The 22,233-nt window shown below is 56.0% G+C and carries 22 protein-coding genes, 2 pseudogenes and 1 other annotated feature; of the genes and pseudogenes, 14 read left to right on the top strand and 10 right to left on the bottom strand.

The features are described from left to right. Positions 1-122: 122 nt before the first annotated feature. Positions 123-1,040 (bottom strand): copper resistance protein B, encoded by a 918-nt coding sequence (locus G3M63_RS02575; RefSeq protein ID WP_163981807.1) that lies wholly within the window; start codon positions 1,038-1,040, stop codon positions 123-125. After that, positions 1,027-2,862 carry a copper resistance system multicopper oxidase gene (locus G3M63_RS02570; RefSeq protein WP_150302167.1) on the bottom strand — a complete coding sequence of 612 codons (1,836 nt, stop codon included), beginning with the start codon at positions 2,860-2,862 and terminating at the stop codon, positions 1,027-1,029. Before G3M63_RS02570 ends, G3M63_RS02575 begins: the two co-directional genes overlap by 14 nt. Before the next feature lie 462 nt (positions 2,863-3,324). Between G3M63_RS02570 and G3M63_RS02565 the strand changes: the two genes are divergently transcribed. The 6 genes and pseudogenes from G3M63_RS02565 to G3M63_RS02540 form a co-directional block, all read left to right on the top strand. Beyond that, on the top strand, positions 3,325-5,172 hold the full coding sequence (locus G3M63_RS02565; protein ID WP_150302166.1) for a copper resistance system multicopper oxidase: 1,848 nt from the start codon (positions 3,325-3,327) through the stop codon (positions 5,170-5,172). A 10-nt stretch (positions 5,173-5,182) separates the two neighbouring features. Next, positions 5,183-6,178, top strand: coding sequence for a copper resistance protein B (locus G3M63_RS02560; protein WP_223825120.1), 996 nt, complete (start codon positions 5,183-5,185; stop codon positions 6,176-6,178). Between the two features lie 9 nt (positions 6,179-6,187). After that, complete coding sequence (locus G3M63_RS02555) at positions 6,188-6,871, top strand: cytochrome c (protein WP_150302165.1); 684 nt, start codon at positions 6,188-6,190, stop codon at positions 6,869-6,871. Next, positions 6,861-7,310 (top strand): DUF411 domain-containing protein, encoded by a 450-nt coding sequence (locus G3M63_RS02550; RefSeq protein ID WP_150302164.1) that lies wholly within the window; start codon positions 6,861-6,863, stop codon positions 7,308-7,310. The genes G3M63_RS02555 and G3M63_RS02550 overlap by 11 nt, the downstream gene beginning before the upstream one ends. Positions 7,311-7,546: 236 nt before the next feature. After that, positions 7,547-8,149 carry an undecaprenyl diphosphate synthase family protein gene (locus G3M63_RS02545; protein ID WP_163981806.1) on the top strand — a complete coding sequence of 201 codons (603 nt, stop codon included), beginning with the start codon at positions 7,547-7,549 and terminating at the stop codon, positions 8,147-8,149. Between the two features lie 279 nt (positions 8,150-8,428). Next, a pseudogene (locus G3M63_RS02540) lies at positions 8,429-8,829 on the top strand (transposase); the annotation flags it as partial. 73 nt (positions 8,830-8,902) lie between these two features. Here the strand turns inward: G3M63_RS02540 and G3M63_RS02535 are convergent. Both G3M63_RS02535 and G3M63_RS02530 read right to left on the bottom strand, forming a co-directional pair. Next, positions 8,903-9,652: an MBL fold metallo-hydrolase gene (locus G3M63_RS02535; RefSeq protein ID WP_150302163.1), complete on the bottom strand. Its 750-nt coding sequence runs from the start codon at positions 9,650-9,652 to the stop codon at positions 8,903-8,905. A gap of 12 nt (positions 9,653-9,664) precedes the next feature. Then, a complete protein-coding gene (locus G3M63_RS02530) occupies positions 9,665-10,099 on the bottom strand; it encodes a hypothetical protein (protein WP_150302162.1) in 435 nt (144 codons plus the stop codon). A gap of 209 nt (positions 10,100-10,308) precedes the next feature. Between G3M63_RS02530 and G3M63_RS02525 the strand changes: the two genes are divergently transcribed. Genes G3M63_RS02525 through G3M63_RS02510 form a run of 4 tightly spaced genes read left to right on the top strand, consistent with a single transcriptional unit; the run spans position 10,309 to position 12,353 of the window. Beyond that, positions 10,309-10,647 carry a helix-turn-helix transcriptional regulator gene (locus G3M63_RS02525; protein WP_150302161.1) on the top strand — a complete coding sequence of 113 codons (339 nt, stop codon included), beginning with the start codon at positions 10,309-10,311 and terminating at the stop codon, positions 10,645-10,647. Continuing rightward, positions 10,644-11,075, top strand: coding sequence for a YeeE/YedE family protein (locus tag G3M63_RS02520; protein WP_150302160.1), 432 nt, complete (start codon positions 10,644-10,646; stop codon positions 11,073-11,075). Before G3M63_RS02525 ends, G3M63_RS02520 begins: the two co-directional genes overlap by 4 nt. A 9-nt stretch (positions 11,076-11,084) precedes the next feature. Continuing rightward, entirely contained in the window at positions 11,085-11,510 is a 426-nt protein-coding gene (locus G3M63_RS02515; protein ID WP_150302159.1) for a YeeE/YedE family protein, read from the top strand. Between the two features lie 57 nt (positions 11,511-11,567). Next, positions 11,568-12,353, top strand: coding sequence for a sulfite exporter TauE/SafE family protein (locus G3M63_RS02510; protein WP_163981805.1), 786 nt, complete (start codon positions 11,568-11,570; stop codon positions 12,351-12,353). Between the two features lie 68 nt (positions 12,354-12,421). On the opposite strand, the gene G3M63_RS02505 is transcribed toward G3M63_RS02510, so the two are convergent. The 5 genes from G3M63_RS02505 to G3M63_RS02490 form a co-directional block, all read right to left on the bottom strand. Beyond that, positions 12,422-13,816 carry a rhodanese-like domain-containing protein gene (locus tag G3M63_RS02505; protein WP_150302157.1) on the bottom strand — a complete coding sequence of 465 codons (1,395 nt, stop codon included), beginning with the start codon at positions 13,814-13,816 and terminating at the stop codon, positions 12,422-12,424. 241 nt (positions 13,817-14,057) lie between these two features. Beyond that, positions 14,058-14,180: a hypothetical protein gene (locus G3M63_RS19480; protein ID WP_256669918.1), complete on the bottom strand. Its 123-nt coding sequence runs from the start codon at positions 14,178-14,180 to the stop codon at positions 14,058-14,060. A 385-nt stretch (positions 14,181-14,565) separates the two neighbouring features. Beyond that, positions 14,566-15,228, bottom strand: coding sequence for a hypothetical protein (locus G3M63_RS02500; protein ID WP_150302156.1), 663 nt, complete (start codon positions 15,226-15,228; stop codon positions 14,566-14,568). Between the two features lie 15 nt (positions 15,229-15,243). Then, entirely contained in the window at positions 15,244-15,978 is a 735-nt protein-coding gene (locus G3M63_RS02495) for a HupE/UreJ family protein (RefSeq protein ID WP_150302155.1), read from the bottom strand. A gap of 46 nt (positions 15,979-16,024) precedes the next feature. Next, positions 16,025-16,387 (bottom strand): hypothetical protein, encoded by a 363-nt coding sequence (locus G3M63_RS02490; RefSeq protein ID WP_150302154.1) that lies wholly within the window; start codon positions 16,385-16,387, stop codon positions 16,025-16,027. Between the two features lie 75 nt (positions 16,388-16,462). Here G3M63_RS02490 and G3M63_RS02485 point away from each other — a divergent pair, with 75 nt between their 5' ends. The 4 genes and pseudogenes from G3M63_RS02485 to G3M63_RS02470 form a co-directional block, all read left to right on the top strand. Beyond that, positions 16,463-16,741 carry a metal-sensing transcriptional repressor gene (locus G3M63_RS02485; protein WP_150302153.1) on the top strand — a complete coding sequence of 93 codons (279 nt, stop codon included), beginning with the start codon at positions 16,463-16,465 and terminating at the stop codon, positions 16,739-16,741. Between the two features lie 12 nt (positions 16,742-16,753). Next, positions 16,754-18,058 (top strand): MFS transporter, encoded by a 1,305-nt coding sequence (locus G3M63_RS02480; protein ID WP_150302152.1) that lies wholly within the window; start codon positions 16,754-16,756, stop codon positions 18,056-18,058. Between the two features lie 112 nt (positions 18,059-18,170). Continuing rightward, a complete protein-coding gene (locus G3M63_RS02475; RefSeq protein ID WP_371923567.1) occupies positions 18,171-20,723 on the top strand; it encodes a Tn3 family transposase in 2,553 nt (850 codons plus the stop codon). 52 nt (positions 20,724-20,775) lie between these two features. Continuing rightward, positions 20,776-20,937, top strand: a pseudogene (locus G3M63_RS02470) (IS5/IS1182 family transposase); the annotation flags it as partial. A gap of 40 nt (positions 20,938-20,977) precedes the next feature. Here the strand turns inward: G3M63_RS02470 and G3M63_RS02465 are convergent. Beyond that, positions 20,978-22,200, bottom strand: a protein-coding gene (locus G3M63_RS02465; RefSeq protein WP_163981804.1) for an IS3 family transposase whose coding sequence is annotated in 2 segments (ribosomal slippage) — positions 20,978-21,915 and positions 21,915-22,200 — 1,224 coding nt in all. Because the reading frame shifts where the segments join, the coding sequence is not laid out codon by codon here. After that, positions 21,806-21,922, bottom strand: a sequence feature (AL1L pseudoknot). It overlaps the preceding gene by 117 nt. Positions 22,201-22,233: the final 33 nt, after the last annotated feature.

Below are 22,233 nucleotides of genomic sequence, written 5' to 3'. Positions count from 1 at the left end.
CGGTCAGCGCGGCAGCACTGCCGGCACAGCCCAGAAGCAGAGGTTGCGTGGCCTGCGTGTCTCACCGTTACTCTCAGGACTGTCATGACATATCTCACGCTAGCTCCAGCGAAGCCGTTCAACTAAAACGCCAAGCGCAAGCCCGCGAGGAATAACCATTGCTCAGTTCTCTCTCCGGCGGCTTCGGCGATGTTTTCGGTTTCGCCGACGAGGGAGTGATAACGGAGGCCGATATAGGGCGCAAGCTCTCGCTTGATCTCGTAACGCAAACGCAGATCGACGTCGGCCTCGGTCAGTCCGGACCCGAGATTGCGTTCAGAAATGGTTTGTGCAGAAAAGGTCAACCCGACGCGGGGCTGTAGGACCAGCCGTTGGGTGATTCGAACGTCATACTCGCCCTCAGTCTCAAATGTCACATCGCCGTCTTCCGAGACATATAACGAATTATCCAATTCGAACTGATAGGGCGCCATGCCCTGCAAACCCAGCACGTAAGACCAGCGGTCATTATATTCATCATCGGTGACCCACTCATTGGCATATTGAACGCCGGTTTGCACATTCCAAAATGGCGTGATCAACCGAGAATAAAGAAAGTCATTTTCGCTTTCGCCTTCGTCCGTTCCTTCGAAAATCGCCTCACCTTCGCTTTTCCACCAGAACTTGTTGATGTCGCCTCCGATCCAGCCTTGGGCGTCCCAACCCAGGCGGTCCCGCGCGTTATCATCCGGCACGCGGTATTCAAGCTGGTCGAACAGAGCGAAAGCAAAAAGCTGGTCGTCGGGCACTGGATCGGGAAAATCGGAGGGTGGTTCGCTGTTGCTATAGTCGAATACCTCCTCCAGCGTCATGCCTCCAGGCAGTGGCGGAACTTCGAGGTCAGGGGGAGGTGTCTCTTCGTGCTGCTGGGCGGATTGCTGGTGATCAGGACGGTTTGCTGTGGTCGGCATGTCATGCTTGTTCTGGGCATGAGCCGCGCTGGGTATCAACAGAACGGTCGTGGCGATCATCGCAAAGAGGCGGAGATTAGGCGTCAGCATCGATAGACCCTCCATCCAGCGAACGGACGACAGCAACCGTGCGGAACATTCCTGCCTCCATATGATAAAGAAGATGGCAATGAAAGGCCCACTGTCCCGGCGCGTCGGCGGTAATGTCTACAGTCAGTAACTCAGCTGGCTGTACGTTGACTGTGTGCTTGCGGGGATTGGTATCGAGGTCACCACCGGCGTACAGGTCCATCCACATGCCGTGCAAATGGATCGGGTGGCTCATCATGGTGTCATTGATCATGTTGATTCGCAGCCGCTCGCCATGCTGAAAACGGATCATGTCTGACTCTGACCACTTTTTGCCGTCAAAACCCCAGATAAACTTGCTCATGTTGCCGGTCAGGTGTAGATCGAATTCCCGAGTTGGTGGCCGCCGAAGGACCGGACGTTCCAGCGCTCGAAGCTGGCTATAGGTAAGTACCCGCCAACCATCATCGCCGAGTCCGGCTCCCGGATAATCCAGGCGGCGGTTGGCGGTTTGGGCCATGGTGATGCTGGCAGGGCCGTGCTCGTCCGGGCCGTGCTTGATGCGCTCCACCAGGTTTTCGGTAGGCAACTCATTTCCGCTGCGGGGTGAGGTTTGCGTGTCCTTGCTTGCATGTCCATTGTGATTTTCCCCTTCCATGCCTTTCATTCCCCCTCCCATCATGCCCATATCGGCCATGGTTAACATGGGCCGGCGTCGCAGCTCCGGTATGGCCGCTGACATTCCGGGCTGTGGAGCCAGCGTCCCTCGAGTCGCGCCGCTACGGTCCATGGCTTCGGCGAATAACGTGTAAGCTTGATCGTCAGGCATGGTTACAATCACATCGTAGGTCTCTGCGACAGCGATGCGAAACTCATCGGTTTCGACAGGCTTGATATTCTGTCCGTCGGCTTGAACCACCGTCATTGGCAGGCCGGGAATGCGAACGTCATAATAGGTTTGCGCCGAAGCGTTCACGATCCGCAGACGAATGCGCTGACCAGGCTTGGCAATAAAAGTTGGGTTCTCTTCCGTTGTTTTGCCGTTCATCAAAAAACGGTAAGTCGCACCGGTAATATCGGCGATGTCGGTGGGGTCCATGCGCATACGCTGCCACGCCAGCCGCTTGGCAATTACCTCTTCCAACGTCATGCCAGTTGCCTGCATTTGGTCATCAATGTTCGCTAGTGTCGGCCGCTGGAAGTTGAAGTAGCCCTCAATCGTCTTGAGCTTGCGAAAAACCGTGTGGGGGGCTGTAAACGTCCAGTCCGACAAGATAACGGAGTACTCAACATCGTAATCAATGGGATCGGGTTTGGCCGGCTCTATGATTAGCTGACCGTAGTGGCCGCGTTGTTCCTGGAAGCCGGAGTGGCTGTGATACCAGAAGGTCCCATTCTGGCGGACAGGAAAACGGTAGGTGAAGGTTTCGCCCGCCGGAATACCAGCGAAGCTGATGCCGGGCACTCCATCCATATCAAAGGGCAGCAAAACCCCATGCCAATGAATTGATGTTGATTCCGCCAAGCGGTTATGGACTCGAATCAATGCTTCGGCGCCTTCTCGCATGTGGATCGTGGGGCCTGGAAAGGAGCCATTGATCGTGATAGCACGACCGGGTTTGCCCCCGACCAGCAAATCGCGTTCTTCCAGATACAGGTCGATACCGCCAGTATCGGTAGCGACCAGCTCGCCGAACTCACCTGCGCTCGGGAGCGCGAGACCATTAGCCCAGGCGGGTCGGCCCAAAGCCAAGTAACCGGCGAGCGTCAAAGAGCCCGTCTTTATGAGAAAATCTCGGCGGGTCATGGCCGCGCGCGGGGTCGGTCTGGAGTTTTCGGTCATCTGCGTTTCCCTTCGGGTCGGAAATGGGCACTTATGGCCAATTGGCTAGTTGCTGCGCTGGTTCATTTAACTGACTGCGCAAATGACCAGCATTTATCAGTTGCACGCTCCGTTCAGTCGACGGGCATATCGTGGGAAAGTTTTTCTAGAATCATGAACCTGACAAAATTGTAATGTTCGCTTCAGCCTCCAGTTAACTTATCCCGTGTATGGTTATTTGTGAGGCGTGTTGTTCCGTCTTATGTGTTGATCCTTCATCTCTTCGCGTTCCGCTCCTTCAAAAGAGATGCTTTAGGCGCCTTAGGGCGCCTTTTTTTATTGGCTCATCGCACCTTACATAAATGTAATCACGGCTCGTATCGGGATATGGCACATTGGCAACAGGGTCGAAGTGCCGAGAACAACCTGGCAAACCGACCATGATTTTTCAGCACCGATTTTTTGACGACGGGATACATTCGCATGCCATACAAAACTTCAAGACGGACCTTCGTCAAAGGGTTAGTCGCTACCAGCCTGTTCGGAGGCCTTGGCTTGTGGCGCTCGCCGGTCTGGGCGGTGACCAGTCCGGGGCAACCCAGTGTGCTGACCGGCACTGAATTCGATCTGTTTATTGGCGAAACGACAGTGAACATTACGGGCGCCCCTCGAACCGCAATGACCATCAATGGCACTATTCCCGGCCCGCTGTTGCGCTGGCGTGAAGGTGACACTGTTACGTTGCGCGTTGCGAACCGGCTCAGCGAAGACACCTCCATTCACTGGCACGGCATTATCCTGCCGGCGAATATGGACGGCGTTCCCGGCTTGAGCTTTCATGGCATCGCACCGGACGGCATGTACGAGTACAAGTTTCAGGTCAATCAGAACGGTACCTACTGGTATCACAGCCACTCAGGCTTTCAGGAACAGGCAGGCGTCTATGGGCCCTTGGTGATTGATGCCCGGGAGCCGGAGCCATTCGAGTATGACCGCGACTATGTCGTAATGCTGACTGACTGGACCGATGAGACGTCAGATGAAGTCATGGCCAAGCTGAAGAAACAGTCGGATTACTACAACTTCAACAAACGAACCGTTGGCGATTTCATCAGCGATGTAAAGGAGAAGGGCTGGGGCGCTACGGTTGCTGACCGCAAGATGTGGGCGCAGATGAAAATGAGTCCAACTGATCTCGCTGATATCAGCGGCTATACCTACACCTACCTCATGAATGGCCAGGCTCCCAACGGCAACTGGACCGGCTTGTTCAAGCCGGGCGAGAAGCTGCGGCTGCGCTTTATCAACGGCTCGGCTATGAGCTATTTCGACGTGCGTATTCCAGGGTTGAAAATGACCGTAGTCGCCGCGGACGGCTTGCACGTGGACCCGGTCAGTGTTGATGAGTTTCGTATAGCGGTGGCCGAGACCTACGACGTGATCGTCGAGCCCATCGCCGAGGAGGCGTACACCATCTTCGCCCAGTCCATGGACCGTACAGGTTTTGCCCGCGGTACCTTGGCCGTTCGGGATGGCCTGAGCGCCCCGGTACCCGAGACTGATCCACGCCCCGAGATCAGCATGAGCGATATGGGTATGGACCACGGCAGCATGGGAGGCATGGCTGGAATGGACCATGGCGGCATGCAGGGCGAGATGGCCACAATGGACCATAGCAACATGTCGGGCATGGATCATGGGCAGATGCAAGACGACATGGGTGGAATGGATCACAGCAAGATGGCCGGCATGGACCATGGGCAGATGGCGGGTATGGATCACGGAGAAATGGCTGGGATGGGAGCGATGCAATCGCACCCAGTCTCTGAAAAGGACAATCCGCTGGTCGATATGCAGACCATGACGCCGACGCACAAATTGGACGATCCGGGTATTGGGCTACGCGACAACGGACGCCGAACCCTGACCTATGCCGACCTGAAAAGCACCTTCCCCGACCCGGACGGCCGCGAGCCCGGCAGAACGATCGAACTGCACCTCACAGGACACATGGAAAAATTTTCCTGGTCGTTCGACGGTATTGAATTTTCGGACGCCGAACCGCTGCGCCTCAAATACGGTGAGCGGGTTCGAATCACGTTGGTCAACGACACCATGATGACTCACCCCATTCACCTCCACGGCATGTGGAGCGATCTTGAGGATGAGCACGGTAACTTCGTGGTGCGTAAGCACACCATCGACATGCCGCCTGGCTCGAAGCGCAGTTACCGCGTCACCGCCGATGCGCTCGGCCGCTGGGCTTACCATTGTCACCTGCTGTTTCACATGGAAATGGGCATGTTTCGTGAGGTACGAGTGGATGAATAAAGGAGACGCTATGAACGCTTTGATCAGGCCGACGGGAATGCGGGTCAACAGCAACAGGTTTGTACGTCCCGCCTTGCTGGCTTTGGCTGTCTCGCTCAGTACAGTGACCGCCGGCTTGGCGAATGCTCAGACGATGGATCACTCATCCATGGAGCACGGCTCGATGGACCATGACAGCATGGATTCCATGGACCACGGTCAGGCGCAGCCGACGAACCAGGACTCAATGGATCATGGTTCGATGAATCACGGCCAAATGGACCACAGGGCGGTCCATAACGTCAACGGCATAGCCGGTCCGCCGCTCCTACCTGCTCTTACCAATGCTGACCGCGAAGCGGCGTTCCCGGCAATCCAGGGGCATACGGTGCATGACAAAATGCCCTTCGCCTTTTTGCTTTTCGACCAATTGGAATACCAGCATGCCGATGAGGGCAGTGCCCTCAGCTGGGAACTGTTGGGATGGTGGGGCGGGGACGTTAATCGCTTGTGGCTGCGCTCCGAGGGCGAGCGTACCAACGGCGTGACTGAGGACGCTGAGATCCAGGCGCTCTGGGGGCATTCCATTGGTCCCTGGTGGGACGTGGTCGCCGGTGTACGGCAGGATTTCAAGCCGGGCTCGCCCCAGACCTGGGGTGCATTTGGCATACAGGGCATGGCGCTTTACGGGTTTGAAGCAGAAGCGACTGCCTTTATTGGCGAGGGCGGGCAGACCGCTGCCCGCCTGGAAGGGGAGTATGACATCCTGCTGACCAACCGCCTGATACTCCAGCCCACCGCTGAGATGAACTTCTACGGCAAAAACGATTCAGTGCGCGGCGCTGGCTCAGGCTTGGCCGATACAGAACTTGGGTTGCGCCTGCGCTATGAGATTGTGCGTGAGTTCGCCCCTTATATCGGGGTTAGCTGGGGTCGTTCGTATGGAAATACCGCCGACTTCGCTCGCGATGAAGGGGAAGATATTGACGAGGCCCGCTTCGTCGCTGGCGTTCGGATGTGGTTCTAGGGAAAGCAAATGAAAAGAGTAATAGGGGCGTTGGCAGTAGCGGGTGCAGTGGCTGTGGTTGGTGTGGCCGGCGTTGTGTACTTTGGGTTGATTAACGTTGGTGCTGACGATCCACACTCAGCGCCGGTTCATGCATTTCTCGTTACGGCGCGAGACCGCTCAATCGAAGCGCGTGCTCAGGTTATAAAGGTGCCTGATCTCGCAGGCCAGGAGCTGATTCGTGCTGGTGCGGGGAACTATGATTCCATGTGCGCTACATGCCATTTGTCTCCTGGAGCTGCGCCAACCGAACTCAGTAATGGGTTATATCCGGCGCCACCGAATCTGGCCACTGCAGGACTCGCAGGTAATCCGGGCAGAACGTTCTGGGTCATCAAACATGGAATCAAAGCTACCGGTATGCCTGCCTGGGGCAAAAGCATGCAAGACCAGTACATCTGGGACATGGTTGCTTTCATACAGCAGCTTCCGACCCTTGATGCTGATCAATATCAGTCGCTGGTCGCATCAAGCGGCGGCCATCAGCATGGCGGGGGTGAGACCTCTCAGCGTGGGGACCACCATAACGGCGACGCCGCCGAGACTGGCCACGCCAGCGATCACCATGGTGCGGTCGAAACCGACCAGTCTTCCCCAGTTAAGTCTACTCAACACATCCATGCCGACGGCAAGGAACACGTACATGAACATTAAATTCAGCAAAGTTCGACTAGCGATCGCAACGTTATTCTTCGCGACGGCAACGGCCCACGCAGCAGCGCCACAACCAGCCATAGAAGTCCATCGGGACGCCAACTGCGGTTGCTGTAAAAGCTGGGTCTCCTATATGGAAGAACAAGGCTTTCAGGTCATTGATCACGTCGAGCAGGACATGATGGCGGTCAAGCGCAAACTGGGTGTCCCTCGCCACCTCGCTTCGTGCCACACAGCCACTCTGAATGGCAAGTTCATTGAAGGTCATGTACCGGCTGCGCAGGTTACTGAATTGTCGAAACGCTCCGACTTGCAAGGCATTGCGGTACCTGGAATGCCAGCGGGGTCGCCTGGCATGGAGGTTCCAGGGATTGTCCACCCGTATAAGGTGATCGGTGTGAGCGCAGGAGGAGAAAAGGTCATAGCGAACTATCCTTGATACCTGGCGAGTTGAGCAAGCTGGAAGGATAAAAAGCCTGCTGTGACAACCAACACTAGCAGTGGGGCAATGCTCCGCCCCTTAGAAATGTCGTCTTAACTGTCAGTAACAGGCCTTGGATCGGGTGCGCCTTCACGTTCACGTTAAGCCTTCCCCGCTGGGTCTTGCAATAGCCGACCGACTATTGAGATGAATCTCTATTTGACAGTTTGCGGGATATTGAGAGGGTGTTTGCAATGGCGAAAAATAATACTCCGTGTCATGTCGGTTTCATCCCCGATGGAAACCGTCTCTGGGCTCTGGGCTCTGGGCTCTGGGCTCTGGACCACGACCTGCCCAAAGAAGCGGGATATATTCATGGTATCGACCCAGGATTGTTGTTGTACGAGAAATGTAAAGAATGCGGGATCAAGGAAACGTCAATCTTCTGCTTCACCCAGGACGACACCAAGCGGCCTTCCATTCAGAAAACGGCCTTCAGCGAGGCCACCGTTACATTCGCTTTAGAGATCGTACGCCGGGGAGCCGCGCTTCTTGTTGTCGGCGATGAGACCTCGGCACAATTTCCCGGGGAATTAAAAGAATATCGGCAGCGCCAAGGTGTCGGAATGAAGGTAAATTTACTTGTCAACTATGGTTGGGAATGGGATCTGGCCGGTCTTCAAAACGGTGGCCTGCGTTCAGATGAAGTTTCACGTCTGGATTTAATCGTACGCTGGGGAGGGGGATCGCGATTAAGCGGTTTTCTCCCGGTGCAATCAGTTTATGCGGATTTCTATGTCAGGGATGAATATTGGCCAGACTTTGCACCACGCCATTTTGAGGACGCACTCGCTTGATTTAAAAACCAGGACCAGACACTCGGCGGTTAATAGCATCGACGGCCCGCGGGAAAAACTTAAGAAGCCGAGTCTATATGAAGGTTGTGTGCAGGATACTGAGGATCTCGCCGTCAAGGGTGAGGAGTTCATCGCGTACTTTACACGGCACCACACCGTAAGCTAGTTGTCATTCCGCAGCGCGGGGCCGACCATCGACCTGGATGCGATCGGGGAGGGGTCCCCCCGTCCCCGGCGTCAGGATAGTTGTCGCCTGATCGAATTTATCAAAACTCTGTACTGCCGCGTTATTCACCTGAACGTAAACTAGCCCTGCTAAAGACGCTGCTACTCCCTTGAACCGGCCCGTGACTGAGGTTGCACGCCAGGAGGGCATCAGCGAAGTCACCCTGTATGGTTGGCGCAAACAGACCAAGGCAGAAGGAGCCGTTGTGCCAGGAAACAAGAAACTCTCCGATGACTGGTCCGCTGAAACCAAGTTCGCGGTGGTGCTGGAGGCCGCGACCCTCTCGGAGATCGAGGTGAGTGAGTACTGCCGCAGCAAAGGGGCGTACCCCGAGCAAGTCAAAGCGTGGCGGCAGGCGTGCATCAGTGGCCAGCTCTCTGCCCAGACGCAACTTCAGAATGAACGCGCCCAGGCGCGGGGCGACAAGAAGCGTATCGCCGAGCTGGGGCGCAAGGATTAGGATTTTGCTGTTGATCAGTGGCCTGCCGCAGGTAGCGACAAGCTATAGACTCAAAACTGACCTTCGCTCAACCCTGCGGACTGTGTTCCACCTGTTCGCAGTAATGGCGAAAGTTTACCGTCAGGTTAGGCGGACACACACCGCACTGGCGATTCCCAGGGACAGCATGATCAATGAACTTTGGATACGGTAGGTTCAACCCAGCCATGATCTCCTTGAACCGCTCTAGAGATATCGCTTCGCCTAGCCGAGGGTTGCGCTGTTTTTCCTGCGCGATAGTCGATACCCGGCGGCCATGGTAGTCGTGCCCCGGGTAGACTAGCGTGTCGCCCGGCAAAGCGAACAACTTGTTTTTCACGCTGCGAAAAAGGTCATCGGCACTGCCATTTTGAAAATCGGTTCTGCCGCACCCGTCAATGAGCAGGGCGTCACCGCTGAACAGGCGGTTCTCAAGCAGATAGGCGAAGTGCCCGTCTGTATGTCCAGGTGTGTGCAGCGGCATGAAGTTGAGAGTGCCGACCACGAGGCGTGTGCCGTCTTGAACGCCTACATCCGTGCAGGGCAACTGATCCATGGCTGGGGCCGCGGTTAGGCAGCCCGTTTTTTTCTTTAGCTCCAGCGCCGCGGTGATGTGATCGGCATGTATATGGGTGTCCAGCGTATAGGCAAGCTTCAGATCCAGTTCGGCCAGTACAGTCAGGTCGCGATCCATCATGGAAATGACGGGATCAATGAGCACCGCCTGCCCAGTGTCTTCGCAGCCAAGCAAGTAGGTATAGGTAGAAGACACGGGCTCGAACAACTGGCGGAATATCATGATGACACTCGTTTAGTGGTGAGTATTTAGCGGCGGGTGTTCCAGAGCCTCAAGCAACGCAAACTTCTCTCGGTCGATCTCGCCACGTGTACGAACACCCAGGCGGCGCAGAATCGAAAGCGGCGGGCACCAGCCCTGCAAGCCGTGTTGCAGTAAGAAGGGGAGCACGACCCCAGGTAACAGGAACCATCTTTTACTCACCGTAAGCCCGAGCACGAGCCCGGACAGCGCGAGCGTTGATGCATTGACTTCGAGCACGCGCTCGACGTCCCACTCGAGGTCCAGAGCATCGATTCGTTGGGAGATTGCGCGACGATCAAGGCGGCTGAACTGCTGAATATTTTCATCCGTTTGGCGATCAACCGTGCGATTGAGGCCGGGGGACGTTGAGCTACGAACTCGATCTGCTTGGTTGCCCGTTGCGATGTTCTGATGGCTAGATGTCATGACCGACTCCAGAAGTATGCCTTGGTTAGCTGTGCCTGGGCGCTGTGAAAGGAAGATGAAACAGCCCCTGCACAAATCGAAGCTGGGTTGCGCGTCGACTTCCTCTAAGCGCAAGGACGAGGATAGCTGTTTAAAACGATATATCAATATATCGTAATATATACTAGTATAATGTATTGTCAAATCTATCCATTTCCAGCGGTGTGATCATGGCCTCGATAGTAGGCATCAATATTGAAACGTTACATAGCAGCGCGACGGAAGCCTGCGGCCTGTTGAAGGTCCTAGCCAACCCGGATCGCCTGCTACTGTTGTGTCAGCTGACGCAAGGAGAATATTGCGTAGGCGACCTCGCAACCACGACAGGTATCGTGCAACCGACTTTGTCTCAGCAGCTCACTGTGTTGCGCAACAGCGGCCTGGTCACCACTCGCCGGGAAGGCAAGCAGGTCCACTACAGCATCGCTAGCTATCAGGCGATGGAGGTCATGCAGGTACTGTACAGGCTCTACTGCCAGCATCCTGAAGCCGAAGAGACATTCGTATGATGATCGATTGGACAAATTTCACACCCTGGTCTTCGCTGGCTGGGGGAGCGCTGATTGGTCTCGCTGCCACTCTATTCATCCTTATGAATGGGCGTATCGCCGGCATCAGCGGTGTGATTGGCGGTTTGTTGCGTCCCGTGAACGGCGACGTGCTTTGGCGTGTTTCGTTCGTAGCAGGCTTGGTCGTCGCGCCGCTGCTGTTCCAAACCTCTTTCGCATTGCCTGCCGTCGACATCAATGCGGGCACAGCAACGCTTATTGTCGCCGGCTTATTGGTCGGCGTCGGCACCCGGTATGGCTCCGGTTGCACCAGCGGGCACGGGGTGTGCGGATTGTCTCGTCGCTCGCCGCGTTCGTTCGTTGCTACGACCCTGTTCATGGCCAGCGGCTTCGTGACTGTTTTCATCGTACGCCACCTATTCGGCTGAGGTATTGGCATGAAGCTGTTGAGTGCATTTGTAGCGGGTCTGGTGTTCGGGCTCGGCTTGATCTTATCGGGCATGACTGACCCGTCGAAGGTCATTGCATTCCTTGATCTGGCAGGTGCGTGGGATCCTTCGCTCGCGTTCGTCATGGCAGGCGCCATTCTGGTGGCGAGTGTCGGATTCCATTTCGCTTCCAAACGATCCCGGTCGATCCTGGGCGATACCATGCGATTGCCCACCGCCAGCCAAATCGACCGCCGTCTCGTCCTGGGCGGTTTGGCGTTCGGTGCAGGCTGGGGTTTAGCAGGTTACTGTCCGGGACCCGCGGTGGCCTCGCTCGCAAGTGGTAATGCGGAGCCGGTTATTTTCGTCGTTGCGATGCTTGTAGGAATGGGTCTGTACGAGCTCCGAACGCGCCTGTCGGCGACGTCGCGGTGATCAGGCGCGTTAAAGGTTCAGGGCGCGAGGGCATGGAATAGAGACTGAAGGCTGGCTATGACGATTGAGATCGGACTCGGGATGCTCGTCGGTATTGTTCTAGCGTTGACGGGCGCAGGCGGCGGTATTCTCACGGTTCCCCTGCTGATATTCATGGTTGGGCTCGACTTGCCACAGGCCGCTCCAATCGGCTTGATGGCCGTCGGCCTGGCCGCCTGGATCGGCGCAATCATTGGGCTCAGGGATGGCGTCGTCCGTTACAAGGCAGCGGCTTTGATGGCGTGCTGCGGCGTGCTGCTTGCCCCTGTTGGGGTCTGGACGGCCGGGCGGGTAGAGCACAACGTGCTTGCCGTAATTTTTGCCATGGTGCTGTTCTGGGTTGCATTCAACTCCTTGAAACGTCCGGACAACAGTGAGCCAACCACGGAGGCTGTTCCCTGTCGCCTGAACCCTCAGACCGGTCGTTTTCGTTGGACGTCTCGTTGTGCGGCGACGGTGGCTGCATCTGGCGCCTTGGCGGGTTTTCTGTCAGGGCTGCTGGGGGTAGGCGGTGGTTTCGTTCTGGTTCCGGCGCTGAGCCGTTTCAGCGATCTGCCTATGCGCTCGATCGCGGCAACCTCATTGGCGGTCATCGGGCTCGTCTCGCTTAGCGGTGTGTCGTCCGCAGCGCTGGCGGGCAGCATTCTGTGGGCGGTCGCCCTTCCATTTTCGGCAGGTGCCGTCATCGGCATGGTCGCCGGGCGTTTCGTCTCGGCACATCTGAACGGGCAGGTTCTGCAAAGGGCCTTCGGCCTGGTCGCAGCCATTGCGGCGACCGCCTTGCTGTTACGTGTAGTGCTGTAACAGGGCAACCACATTGGCGTCATACGTCGTTTTGTGTGGGCCGGGGAAAGCCTGACCCACCGCTCGGTTCAGCTAGTTTCAACAGGCAGACCTGCAGCGTTCCACGCCGCCCAGGACCCTGGAATGTTCGCCACGTCGGAGAAGCCGGCTTTCTTTAAGATGCTGGCGGCGATGGAGGCGCGATAGCCGGATCCGCAGTAGATAGCAATGGTCTTATTCGGGTCCAGCTCGTCAAGCTGATCGGCAAGATGGGCAACGAATATATGCTTCGCGCCGGGCACCCAACCGTTGGCAACCTCATTCGGACTGCGCACATCGAGCACCTGTACCTCGGTCTCTTCGCGTCGGGCGTTCAGCTCGTGGACGGTCCACTCCTGCAGCCTGTTCAACGGTAGTGCCGCGTTCTGCCAGTCCGTCATGCCGTTGCGCAGGTAGCCTCGGATGTCATCCAGCCCGATGCGGTAGAGTTGGGTGACGGCTTGATGGACATCGTCTGCCGACTCGCCCACCAGCAGGATCGGGCGAGAGTCATTGAGCATCCTTCCCGCCCAGTTGACGAACTCGTTACGCAACGCAATGTTGATGGCACCCGGCACATGCCCGCCGCCAAAGGCCAGTATCGAGCGGATGTCCACGACCTGCATGCCGTTGCCGCCCCCGGCGAGCGTTTCGAAATCCTGGGGCGACAGGGGTGGTGGCAGCGAGGGGCCTTCCATCTGCGCGGCGGGTCGCACGTTCAGTTTCTTCAGGCGCGCGTAGTGACGCGGCGGCTCCGGCATGTCGGCCAGCAGCCAATCGATGAACGCCTCTTCGCTACGCTGTTCCCGCAGAGCGGGATTGAAGAGCCGCTCGTTGCCAAGGGTGGAATGACGCCGGTCACCAATCGATTTGCCACAGGCCGAGCCGGCGCCGTGGCAGGGATACACTTCTATCCGGTCGCCCAGTGGCAGATAGCGGTCGAAGAGGGTATGGAACAGCTCGCCGGCCAGCTTCCGCTCGCTGCCGGCTCCAAGCAAATCGGGGCGCCCAACGTCGAGGTTGAACAGCGTGTCGCCTGTGAACAGCGCGAATGGCTGGTCGCCCTGCTGCGCATCGAACAGTAGCAGCGAAATGTGTTCGGGCGTATGCCCAGGCGAATGCATGATCTGCATTCGTACCTGACCCAGCTTCAATGTTTCGCCATCGCTGACCTGGCGAAGATCGAAGTGGTAGGCATCGGAACGGCCTCCGATGATCTGCGCACCGGTGCGGCTCGCCAGCGCCTGGGCACCCGATACGAAATCCGCGTGGATGTGTGTTTCGATAACGTAGGCGATTCGCAGGCCTCGCTCTTTCGCCATTCGCACGTAGATATCGATATCGCGACGAGGATCAATTACCGCAGTCACTGCCGCTTTGCTGTCGCCGATTAAATAGGAAATCTGCGCCAGACCATCTGTATACACAGGCTCAAAAACAAGCATCGTTAACTCCGTTGATAGGCGGGGCGGGGTTGCCCAATATCTATTTGGACGATGTGTGCTTCTGGTCGTTCAGGCTATCGGTCATTGACCGGCATCGCTGGCCTGTGGCAGGGCTCCTTGCTGCCATCCCCTCAATCTTTACCTATCCACTCAGATGTAGAGTTGCCTGCCGCATGATCGCATCAATGCGGTCGTCACCCTAATTAGCCAGCCGATGCTGAGCCTAATAAGCTTGGTCTCTTCATTTTTTGAACAGATACTTCACCAAGGCAACGATTCCAAAGACAAGGAGGACAATGACCAGAAGCCCTATCAGCCCCATACCCCACATCATTGCTCCTCCATTCATCATTCCGTCCATCATGGTCGTCGCTCCTGTACAGTAGTAAGCTGGGTCGCTCTGGCTAAAGTCGGGTTCCGATCATGCCCAGCCTTTCGAGTCGTTTGTCTCAGCCTCGTCGCGTATGCCAGTCAATGGTGAAAAAGCGTCTTGCGAGCCACCATTGCCACGAGCATAGCAGCCAAGGGGTGGTTGACCTGAAAATGGGAGGCAAAATAGCATTCTATGACCGTATTGCCGAGTTAGAGCGACAACTACCAACCTTAAGTGTCCTACCCATCGACCCGCGAGGCCCCCAAAGACTTTGAGGGAGCTATCAGCACTCATGTGAAACCACCCTTCATCATCAACCGAGCCAGTTGGGTAGAGACTGGCCCGGCCATGACGGCGACTATTCAGGCTTCCTACATCAGATCGCCCGTTTTAACTCGCCATAGTTACCGCTGGTACGAAGCACCAGCGTGATGTCATCATCGTTCCGGTTGCGGAAAAACCAGCCGTGGTTGCCTGTGAACGCAGCCTCCAGTTCGCCTTCGTCTTCCGAGACACCACGGCCCTTCTCGTAAGAGATGGACTGGCCACTGCCGTCACCGTGGGTGTCGTAGTTGATGGGGCCACCCTCGGATACCCAGAAAAAGCGCGCCACGGCACCTTCTTCCATGGTGAGTTTGAACTCCGTCCCTTCACCGGGGGTAAGTACTACACGCACCTCATCCTGCCATTCGGGTTCGGCAGCGGGTGCCTCCGCTTTTGGCGCGGCGTCAGGTTCAGGCGCTGCGGCTGTCTCGGAAGCAGTTACGGCGGGCTCTGGTGCGCTCTCCTCGCTGGACTGCGCCGTTACCATTTTCGCGGCCTCGTCGGCGGCTGCTTCTTCCGCAAGCTGTTCCTTGATTTCACCCATCTCCGTCAAACCCAGCAGACGGCCTGCGCCTGTGGGATCCAGAGCGTATTCAGCGGGCATTACCACGGTTGTCAGCAGCAGCAACGCCACGATGGCGGCGATAATGGTTGAACGAATCAGCCGCGCGGAGCTGGGCAATTCGCCACGTGAAGGCATATCAGTGTTGTACATAAAAGATCTCCAGAATTAAGCGACAAAATAACCGGTGAGCTGATAGCCGATGAGCAGGAAGCCTGCGCCCATCACGGCAACGTTGGCGGTGTAGGCATGGCGGAAAAAGCCATCGGTTTTACGCCAGAAGCTCATGACAATCAGGATCATGGCCAGAGCAATAAGCTGGCCGATTTCCACACCTACATTGAACGCAAGCAGGTTTGGCACCAGCCCATCCGGAGAGATGTCGTATTCGATGATTTTCGTGGACAGACCAAAGCCGTGAAAGAACCCGAAGATCAGTGTTGCGGCCTTGGTGTTGGGCTGGAAGCCGAACCAGCGCTGATACGCCCCCAGGTTATCCAACGCCTTGTACACCACCGAGAGGCCGATAATGGCATCGATGAGGTAGCTGTTGATGCCGACGTTGAAATACACGCCCAACAGCATGGTGGTGGAATGCCCCAGCGCAAACAGACTCACGTAGATGGCGATGTGCTGCATACGGTAGAGGAAGAAAATCACCCCCAGCAGGAATAGCAGGTGGTCATAACCGGTGACCATGTGCTTGGCCCCGAGGTACATGAACGCAATCAGGTTTACCCCGGTGATTTCCTGGATGTACCCCTTATCGCCCTCGGCAACGGCATGGGCCAGTACGTCGGCGCTCATCCCGAGCAATCCGAGTGTTAGAAAAATCCAGATGAAACGGTGTCCGCCGGCGGCTGTGTGCGCACGCCAACGACCGTCAAGCAAAGTTGACAACATAATGACTCCAACAGTTTTGGTTTAAAACGCTGCGACGCAGCGAGACTCAAACAGTCAGAAAAGCTTTTGGCGGGCGATAGAGCCGATAACGAAAACTGCGGGGAGAATCTCCGGCGAAGGGAATGGGCTGCCGGAGTGAGATCGAGTAGTCAGAGAGGAGGCGGATCGTCAGGTGATCCACGGATTCGTGGCTGTGATTACCCGTGTCGTGATGTAGGTGAATATCTGACTTCCCATCAGAATCGTCGTGGCTGTGTGGGTGGTCATCCTGATCCAGTACCGACGTTTCAGCCAGTTCAGCGATACCATGGGAAGAGGCTTCACCGATGACCGAGAGCGACATGCCAGCCAGCGCGAACAGCATGACCAGAATTGGAAGCAGCTTTTTACGGTGGATGGCCGTAATCATAGGTGTCAGTTTTTGGCTGTTGGATTAATATGGTGCCAAAGGATAACATCCCCCCCAGGGGGATAGGAATTAAAGATGGAAAATGATCATAAACACCAATCGCATCCGGACATCGTCAAACGCCTCAAGCGCGCTCAAGGTCATCTTGGCAGTGTTATTGGAATGATCGAGAGTGGGCGACCCTGTCTTGAACTGGCGCAACAGCTCCATGCTGTCGAAAAAGCCATCCAACAGGCAAAGCGAGTGCTGGTCCAGGATCACATTGAGCACTGCCTTGACGACGCGATTGGCCCTTTGGAGCCTCACCAACAAAGGCGTGTTGATGAATTCAAGGCCATCGCCCGTTATCTTTAATTCTGGTGATCCATGCTTGAGATTCTGAAACACCGCACCTATCGGCACTTGTTCTTAGCCCAAGTAGTGGCTCTGCTGGGAACCGGGCTAGCGACCGTTGCGCTAAGTCTTCTGGCATTTGATCTGGCTGAAGACGAAGCTGGCCAGGTAATAGGTACCGCGATGGCGATCAAGATGGTCGCCTATGTGCTGATCGCACCACTGGCCTCGGCACTGGCTGAGAGCGTGCCGCGCCGGGTGATGCTGGTCTCGCTGGACCTGGTGCGTGCAGCCACGGCACTCGCGTTGCCCTTCGTTACCGAAGTCTGGGAGATATATGTGCTAATCGCGGTACTCCAGTCCGCCTCCGCTGCGTTCACCCCCACGTTTCAGTCCACCATCCCGGATACGCTTCCGGATGAAGACGATTACACCAAGGCTCTATCGCTTTCCCGCCTTGCCTATGACATGGAAAATCTCATCAGCCCGGCTCTGGCGGCGGTGATATTGCTAATCACAAGCTGGCAGGGACTTTTTTCAGGAACAGTCATTGGTTTCATTGCGTCGGCACTGCTCGTGGTTTCAGTGACGCTGCCAACGGGCGCGAAACCGGAGAAACGCCGGGGCGTGTATGAGCGTGCCCGGCGCGGATTCAAAATCTTTGCAGCAACGCCCCGTCTGCGGGGTCTGATGGCGTTGAACCTTGTTGTCAGCCTGGCAGGTGCCATGGTGATCGTGAATACCGTGGTGCTGGTCAAGGGCCATTTCGGCCTGACCGACCAGCATACGGCCATGGCCTTTGCTGCCTTTGGCGGCGGCTCGATGCTGGCGGCATTGGCTTTGCCAGCTTTGCTCAAGCGATGGCAGGATCGTAGGGTCATGCTGACGGGGGCCGGCATCCTCATTTCCGGGCTGGTTTTTGCATTACCTGTAGACAGGCTGGGCTGGCTGCTCCCGGTCTGGGCCTTGCTTGGTGTTGGCTTTTCTACCACACAAACCCCTATTGGCAGGCTACTCACCCGTTCTTCCCATGGAGAAGACCGACCAGCGCTTTTTGCCGCCCAGTTCTCTTTGTCCCATGCCGGTTGGCTGGTAGCGTACCCGCTGGCCGGTTGGCTTGGATCGGTCGCTGGCATGCAAATTACTCTGGTGGTATTGGCCAGCCTTGCGCTGGTTGCGCTGATCCCAGCTATCAGGCTATGGCCATCTGATGATCCGACAGAACTCCTGCACCGACATGATGATCTTGCAGACAATCACCCGCACACCGCAACGTCTGGCCGTCAGCATGTCCACCCTTACGTTATCGACAGTCTGCACCCGAAATGGCCGGAGTAACGCTGTTCTGGATCAAAAAGGTTAAAAGATTAAATGTAGTGGTCTACTAAGAGGCTGGGAACAGTTCAGGTAGGACGGTCGCCACAACGCGTCCGGCGCGAAAGACCGGCACATCAAGCTGATTCGTGGGTATTTGAACATCCGGCCGTACGATTCTGCGAAGACAGGAGAGTTAGTCGCCGACTGGGCTCGCAGCGCCGCAAGAACCAAGGAGGCCTTGGCAGACATCATCAACGTCACCCTGGAACACCTGGTGAAAGAACAATATGAACTACCAGGGTTCAGCACACTCGAGCGGCTCTGCCGGTCGGCGCGAGCGGAGGTCAACAACACTTACTATGATCAGCTTTGCGGCTATCTGAATGCCGAAGGCAAACAGCTCGTTGCGCAAGTGCTCCGCTCCTCCAGTGGACCTAGCGGGTTCGGCTGGAGCACGCTTAAAAACGAGCCAAAGCGCCCGACGCCGCGCAATATTCACGCTTACATTACCTATCTGGAATGGCTGACGTCACTTCAAGAGAGTCTGCCGACGGACCTGGGATTACCGCCAGTCAAACACCGGCAGTTCATCAATGAAGCAAAGGCGCTGGACTATGCCGAGTTGATGAAACTCAAGGCGAACAAGCGCGTGGCGCTAGTGATCGTGCTCATCCGCCACCAGTACGCGCAGACCCTTGATAGAGCCGCCGAGATTGTGATCAAGATCCTGCAAAAGATGGATCGGACAGCGGAAAAGCAGCTGGAGCAGTATTTAGCTCACCATCAAAAGCAAACGGACCGTCTAATCGCCGTCTTGTCGGGCACAGTCAAGGTCTACATGGACCGGCCAGCATCAATCGCCGCTTTCGATCCGATATTGGGCAAGGACGGCAAAGAAATTTTGCACATGTGTGAGCAGTACATGGCTTATGCGGGCAATAATTATCTGCCATTCATGGTGCCGCTGTTTAAGAAGCAAAGAGCGACGCTGTTCCGCACCATCGAGATTTTGAATTTAGCCTCGGCCACCGAAGACAAGGACCTGCTGAAGGCCTTCCAGTTCATCCTTAAGCATAGGAACCGTCGCACAGAGTACCTGTGCATTTTGAGCGATCCCGACTCTCCCTCAAGCAAAAACATCCTCAATATCCGATGGATTCGCGATAAGTGGTGGAAGCTTGTCACCGGCAAGTCCACTAGAACGGCGACCGTCACCCATGTCAATAAGCTGTGCTTTGAGTTGTGTGTCTTTGACCGCATCGCCGAGGAGCTAAGCACTGGCGATTTGTTCATTCCTTACAGTGAGACCTTCGACGATTACCGAGAGCAGATGATCACCTGGGAAGAGTACGAGGCAGGTCTGGAAGCTTATTGCGAGGAGGTTGGACTGGTGGCGGGGGATGCGGCGTTCACAGCTGCATTGAGAACCGCCATGGAAGACTCGTGTCTGAAAGCCGACCAGCGTTTCCCCGAAGATGAGCTGGTGCGCATTGAAAAAGGCAAACTGGTGATCGGCAAGCCCAAGCCCGATGAGGTGCCACCCGAAATTGAAGCCCTCTCAAATCTCCTACGGGAACGCCTGGAGAAGATCAATCTGCTCGATATGATCATTAACGTAGAAAAATGGTTGGACCTAAATCGGCTGTTTGCTCCACTTTCTGGCAATGAGTCTCGGGTCGATGACCCGCTCTTACGTTTTGTATTGGCCGTGTTTTGCTACGGTACCAACATTGGCCCCACTGAAACCGCGCGATCGGTTAAAGGCATAACACGCAAACAGGTGGCGTGGCTCAACCTCAAGAGAACCACGGAGGAGCGCCTCGATAAAGCCATCGCTAAAGTCAATAATGCCTATAAGAAATACCATTTGATTAACTGTTGGGGATCAGGCAACAGCGTTTCGGCCGACGGTAAACTGTGGGATCTATATGAGGACAACCTGCTATCGGAATACCATCTGCGGTATGGAAGCTACGGCGGTATCGCTTACTACCATGTGTCCGATACCTATATCGCATTGTTTAGCCGATTCATACCGTGCGGCGTCTACGAAGCCATCTACATCCTGGATGGATTGTTGAACGATGAATCCGACTTCAATCCGGATACAGTACACGGCGACACCCAGGCACAGTCGACACCGGTATTTGGGCTGGCCTACTTGTTGGGCATTAAGCTCATGCCCCGGATCCGAAATATCAAGGATCTGGTGTTCTATAAGCCCGACCGGAAGATGGTACTCCTGCATATCCAGTCGCTGTTCAGTGACCCCATTCGATGGGATCTCATCCAGACCCATTATCCCGACATGATGCGTACGGCCATGTCGGTGAAGGCCGGGAAGATCACTGCATCAACCATCCTGCGCCGGTTTGGCACCAAAAACCGCAAAAACAAGCTTTACTTTGCATTCCGGGAGTTGGGACGGGTCGTCAGGACCATGTTTCTACTGGAATACGTCACCGATCTCGATTTGCGAAAGACCATCCAGGCGGCAACCTGTAAGAGTGAAGAGTTCAACGAGTTCGCCCGCTGGCTGTTCTTCGCTAATGGCGGGAAAATCAGCGCCAACCTCAAACATGAACAAAGCAAAATCATCAAGTACAACCACTTACTGGCGAACTTCGCGATTCTTTACAACGTGAATGCGATGACAGAGATATTCAACCAGCTAAGGAACGTCTGAAAAAGACTTTCTAAAACGGTAAAATGGCGCAGCCCATTTTCGAGATCACCGCATGAAACAGATGAGCTTCGCTGACGCCGAATACGCCGGAAAACGTAAGCAGACCCGCCGTGAGCGCTTCCTGATCGAAATGGATCAGGTTGTCCCCTGGAAGCCATTGCTGGCATTGATCGAGCCCCATTATCCCAAGGGTGAAGGTGGGCGCCCTGCCTATCTGAATCACACCGGGTTTTATGGAGGCCATTTCGTTTAAGTCAGGCGGCCATGGCCTGACCGGTGTTTTGCTGATAGAAGTTTGCCTCAGCTTCTGCCGGCGGTATATATCCAATCGAGCTCAGTAACCGCTGGTAGTTGTACCAGTGAACCCACTTCAAGGTGGCGATTTCGACGGCTTCGCGGCTCCTCCAAGACTGCCGGTAAATCAGTTCCGCTTTGTACAAGCCATTGATGGTTTCCGCCAAGGCGTTGTCGTAGCTGTCTCCTTTGCTACCAACAGAGGGCTCTATTCCAGCCTCAGCGAGACGCTCCGTATAACGAATAGAGACGTACTGACTACCCCTATCGCTATGGTGGATCAGACCGTCCGTGTGGCCTGGCTGCCGGGCGTAGAGTGCTTGCTCCAGGGCATCAAGCACGAAGTCCGTTTTCATGCTGTTGCTCACACGCCAGCCGACGATACGTCGCGCAAAGACATCGATAACGAAGGCTACGTAGAGCCAACCCTGCCACGTTGATACGTATGTAAAGTCTGAAACCCATAACTGATTGGGACGGTCAGCTTTGAACTGGCGTTGAACCTTGTCGAGAGGACAGACGGCGTTGCCATCAGGCACCGTGGTACGAACTACCTGGCCGCGCCGAACACCCTGCAACCCCAAGTGGCGCATCAGTCGCGCAACGGTACAACGGGCAACGTGCACCTTGTCGCGCCTGAGTTGCTTCCAGACCTTCACGACGCCATAGCAGCGCATGTTGTCCTCCCATACACGCTTGATGTCCTCACACAGCAACTCATCCTGTTGGGCGCGAGTGCTTCGCCGTTCAGGCTGTCGGGCACGTGCTGCATGCAGGTAGTAACCGGACGGAGCGATCTGCACCACGCGGCAGATCGACTCGACCCCGTAACGGTCACGGTACTCGTCAACGAAGGCGTTCAGGGTTTGTTGCGGCGGTCGAGCTCCGCCTGGGCAAAATAAGCACTGGCCAGGCGGAGGATCTCGTTCGCTTTACGCAGCTCACGATTCTCGCGCTCCAAAGCCTTGATACGGTCCCGTTCCTCAGTCGTCTGACCGGGTCGCTGGCCGTTGTCGGTCTGGTGTTTGCGCACCCAGCCATGCAGCGTCTGCGGGACACAACCAATCTTGGGTGCAATGGATTCGATGGCTGCCCACTCGGAGGGGTAGTCCTTCAAGTTCTCCAGAACCATGCGCACAGCACGTTCACGGACTTCAGGGGAGTAGCTGTTGGATTTTGTCATGCCTCATTCTCTCAAGAGTTGAGGCCTCCACGA

The organism is Pseudomonas sp. OIL-1 (assembly GCF_010669185.1).
In the GTDB taxonomy this organism is placed as follows: Bacteria; Pseudomonadota; Gammaproteobacteria; order Pseudomonadales; family Pseudomonadaceae; genus Halopseudomonas; species Halopseudomonas profundi.
Note: the sequence above shows the minus strand (reverse complement) of the source record. Positions and strands in the feature narration are given on the sequence as shown.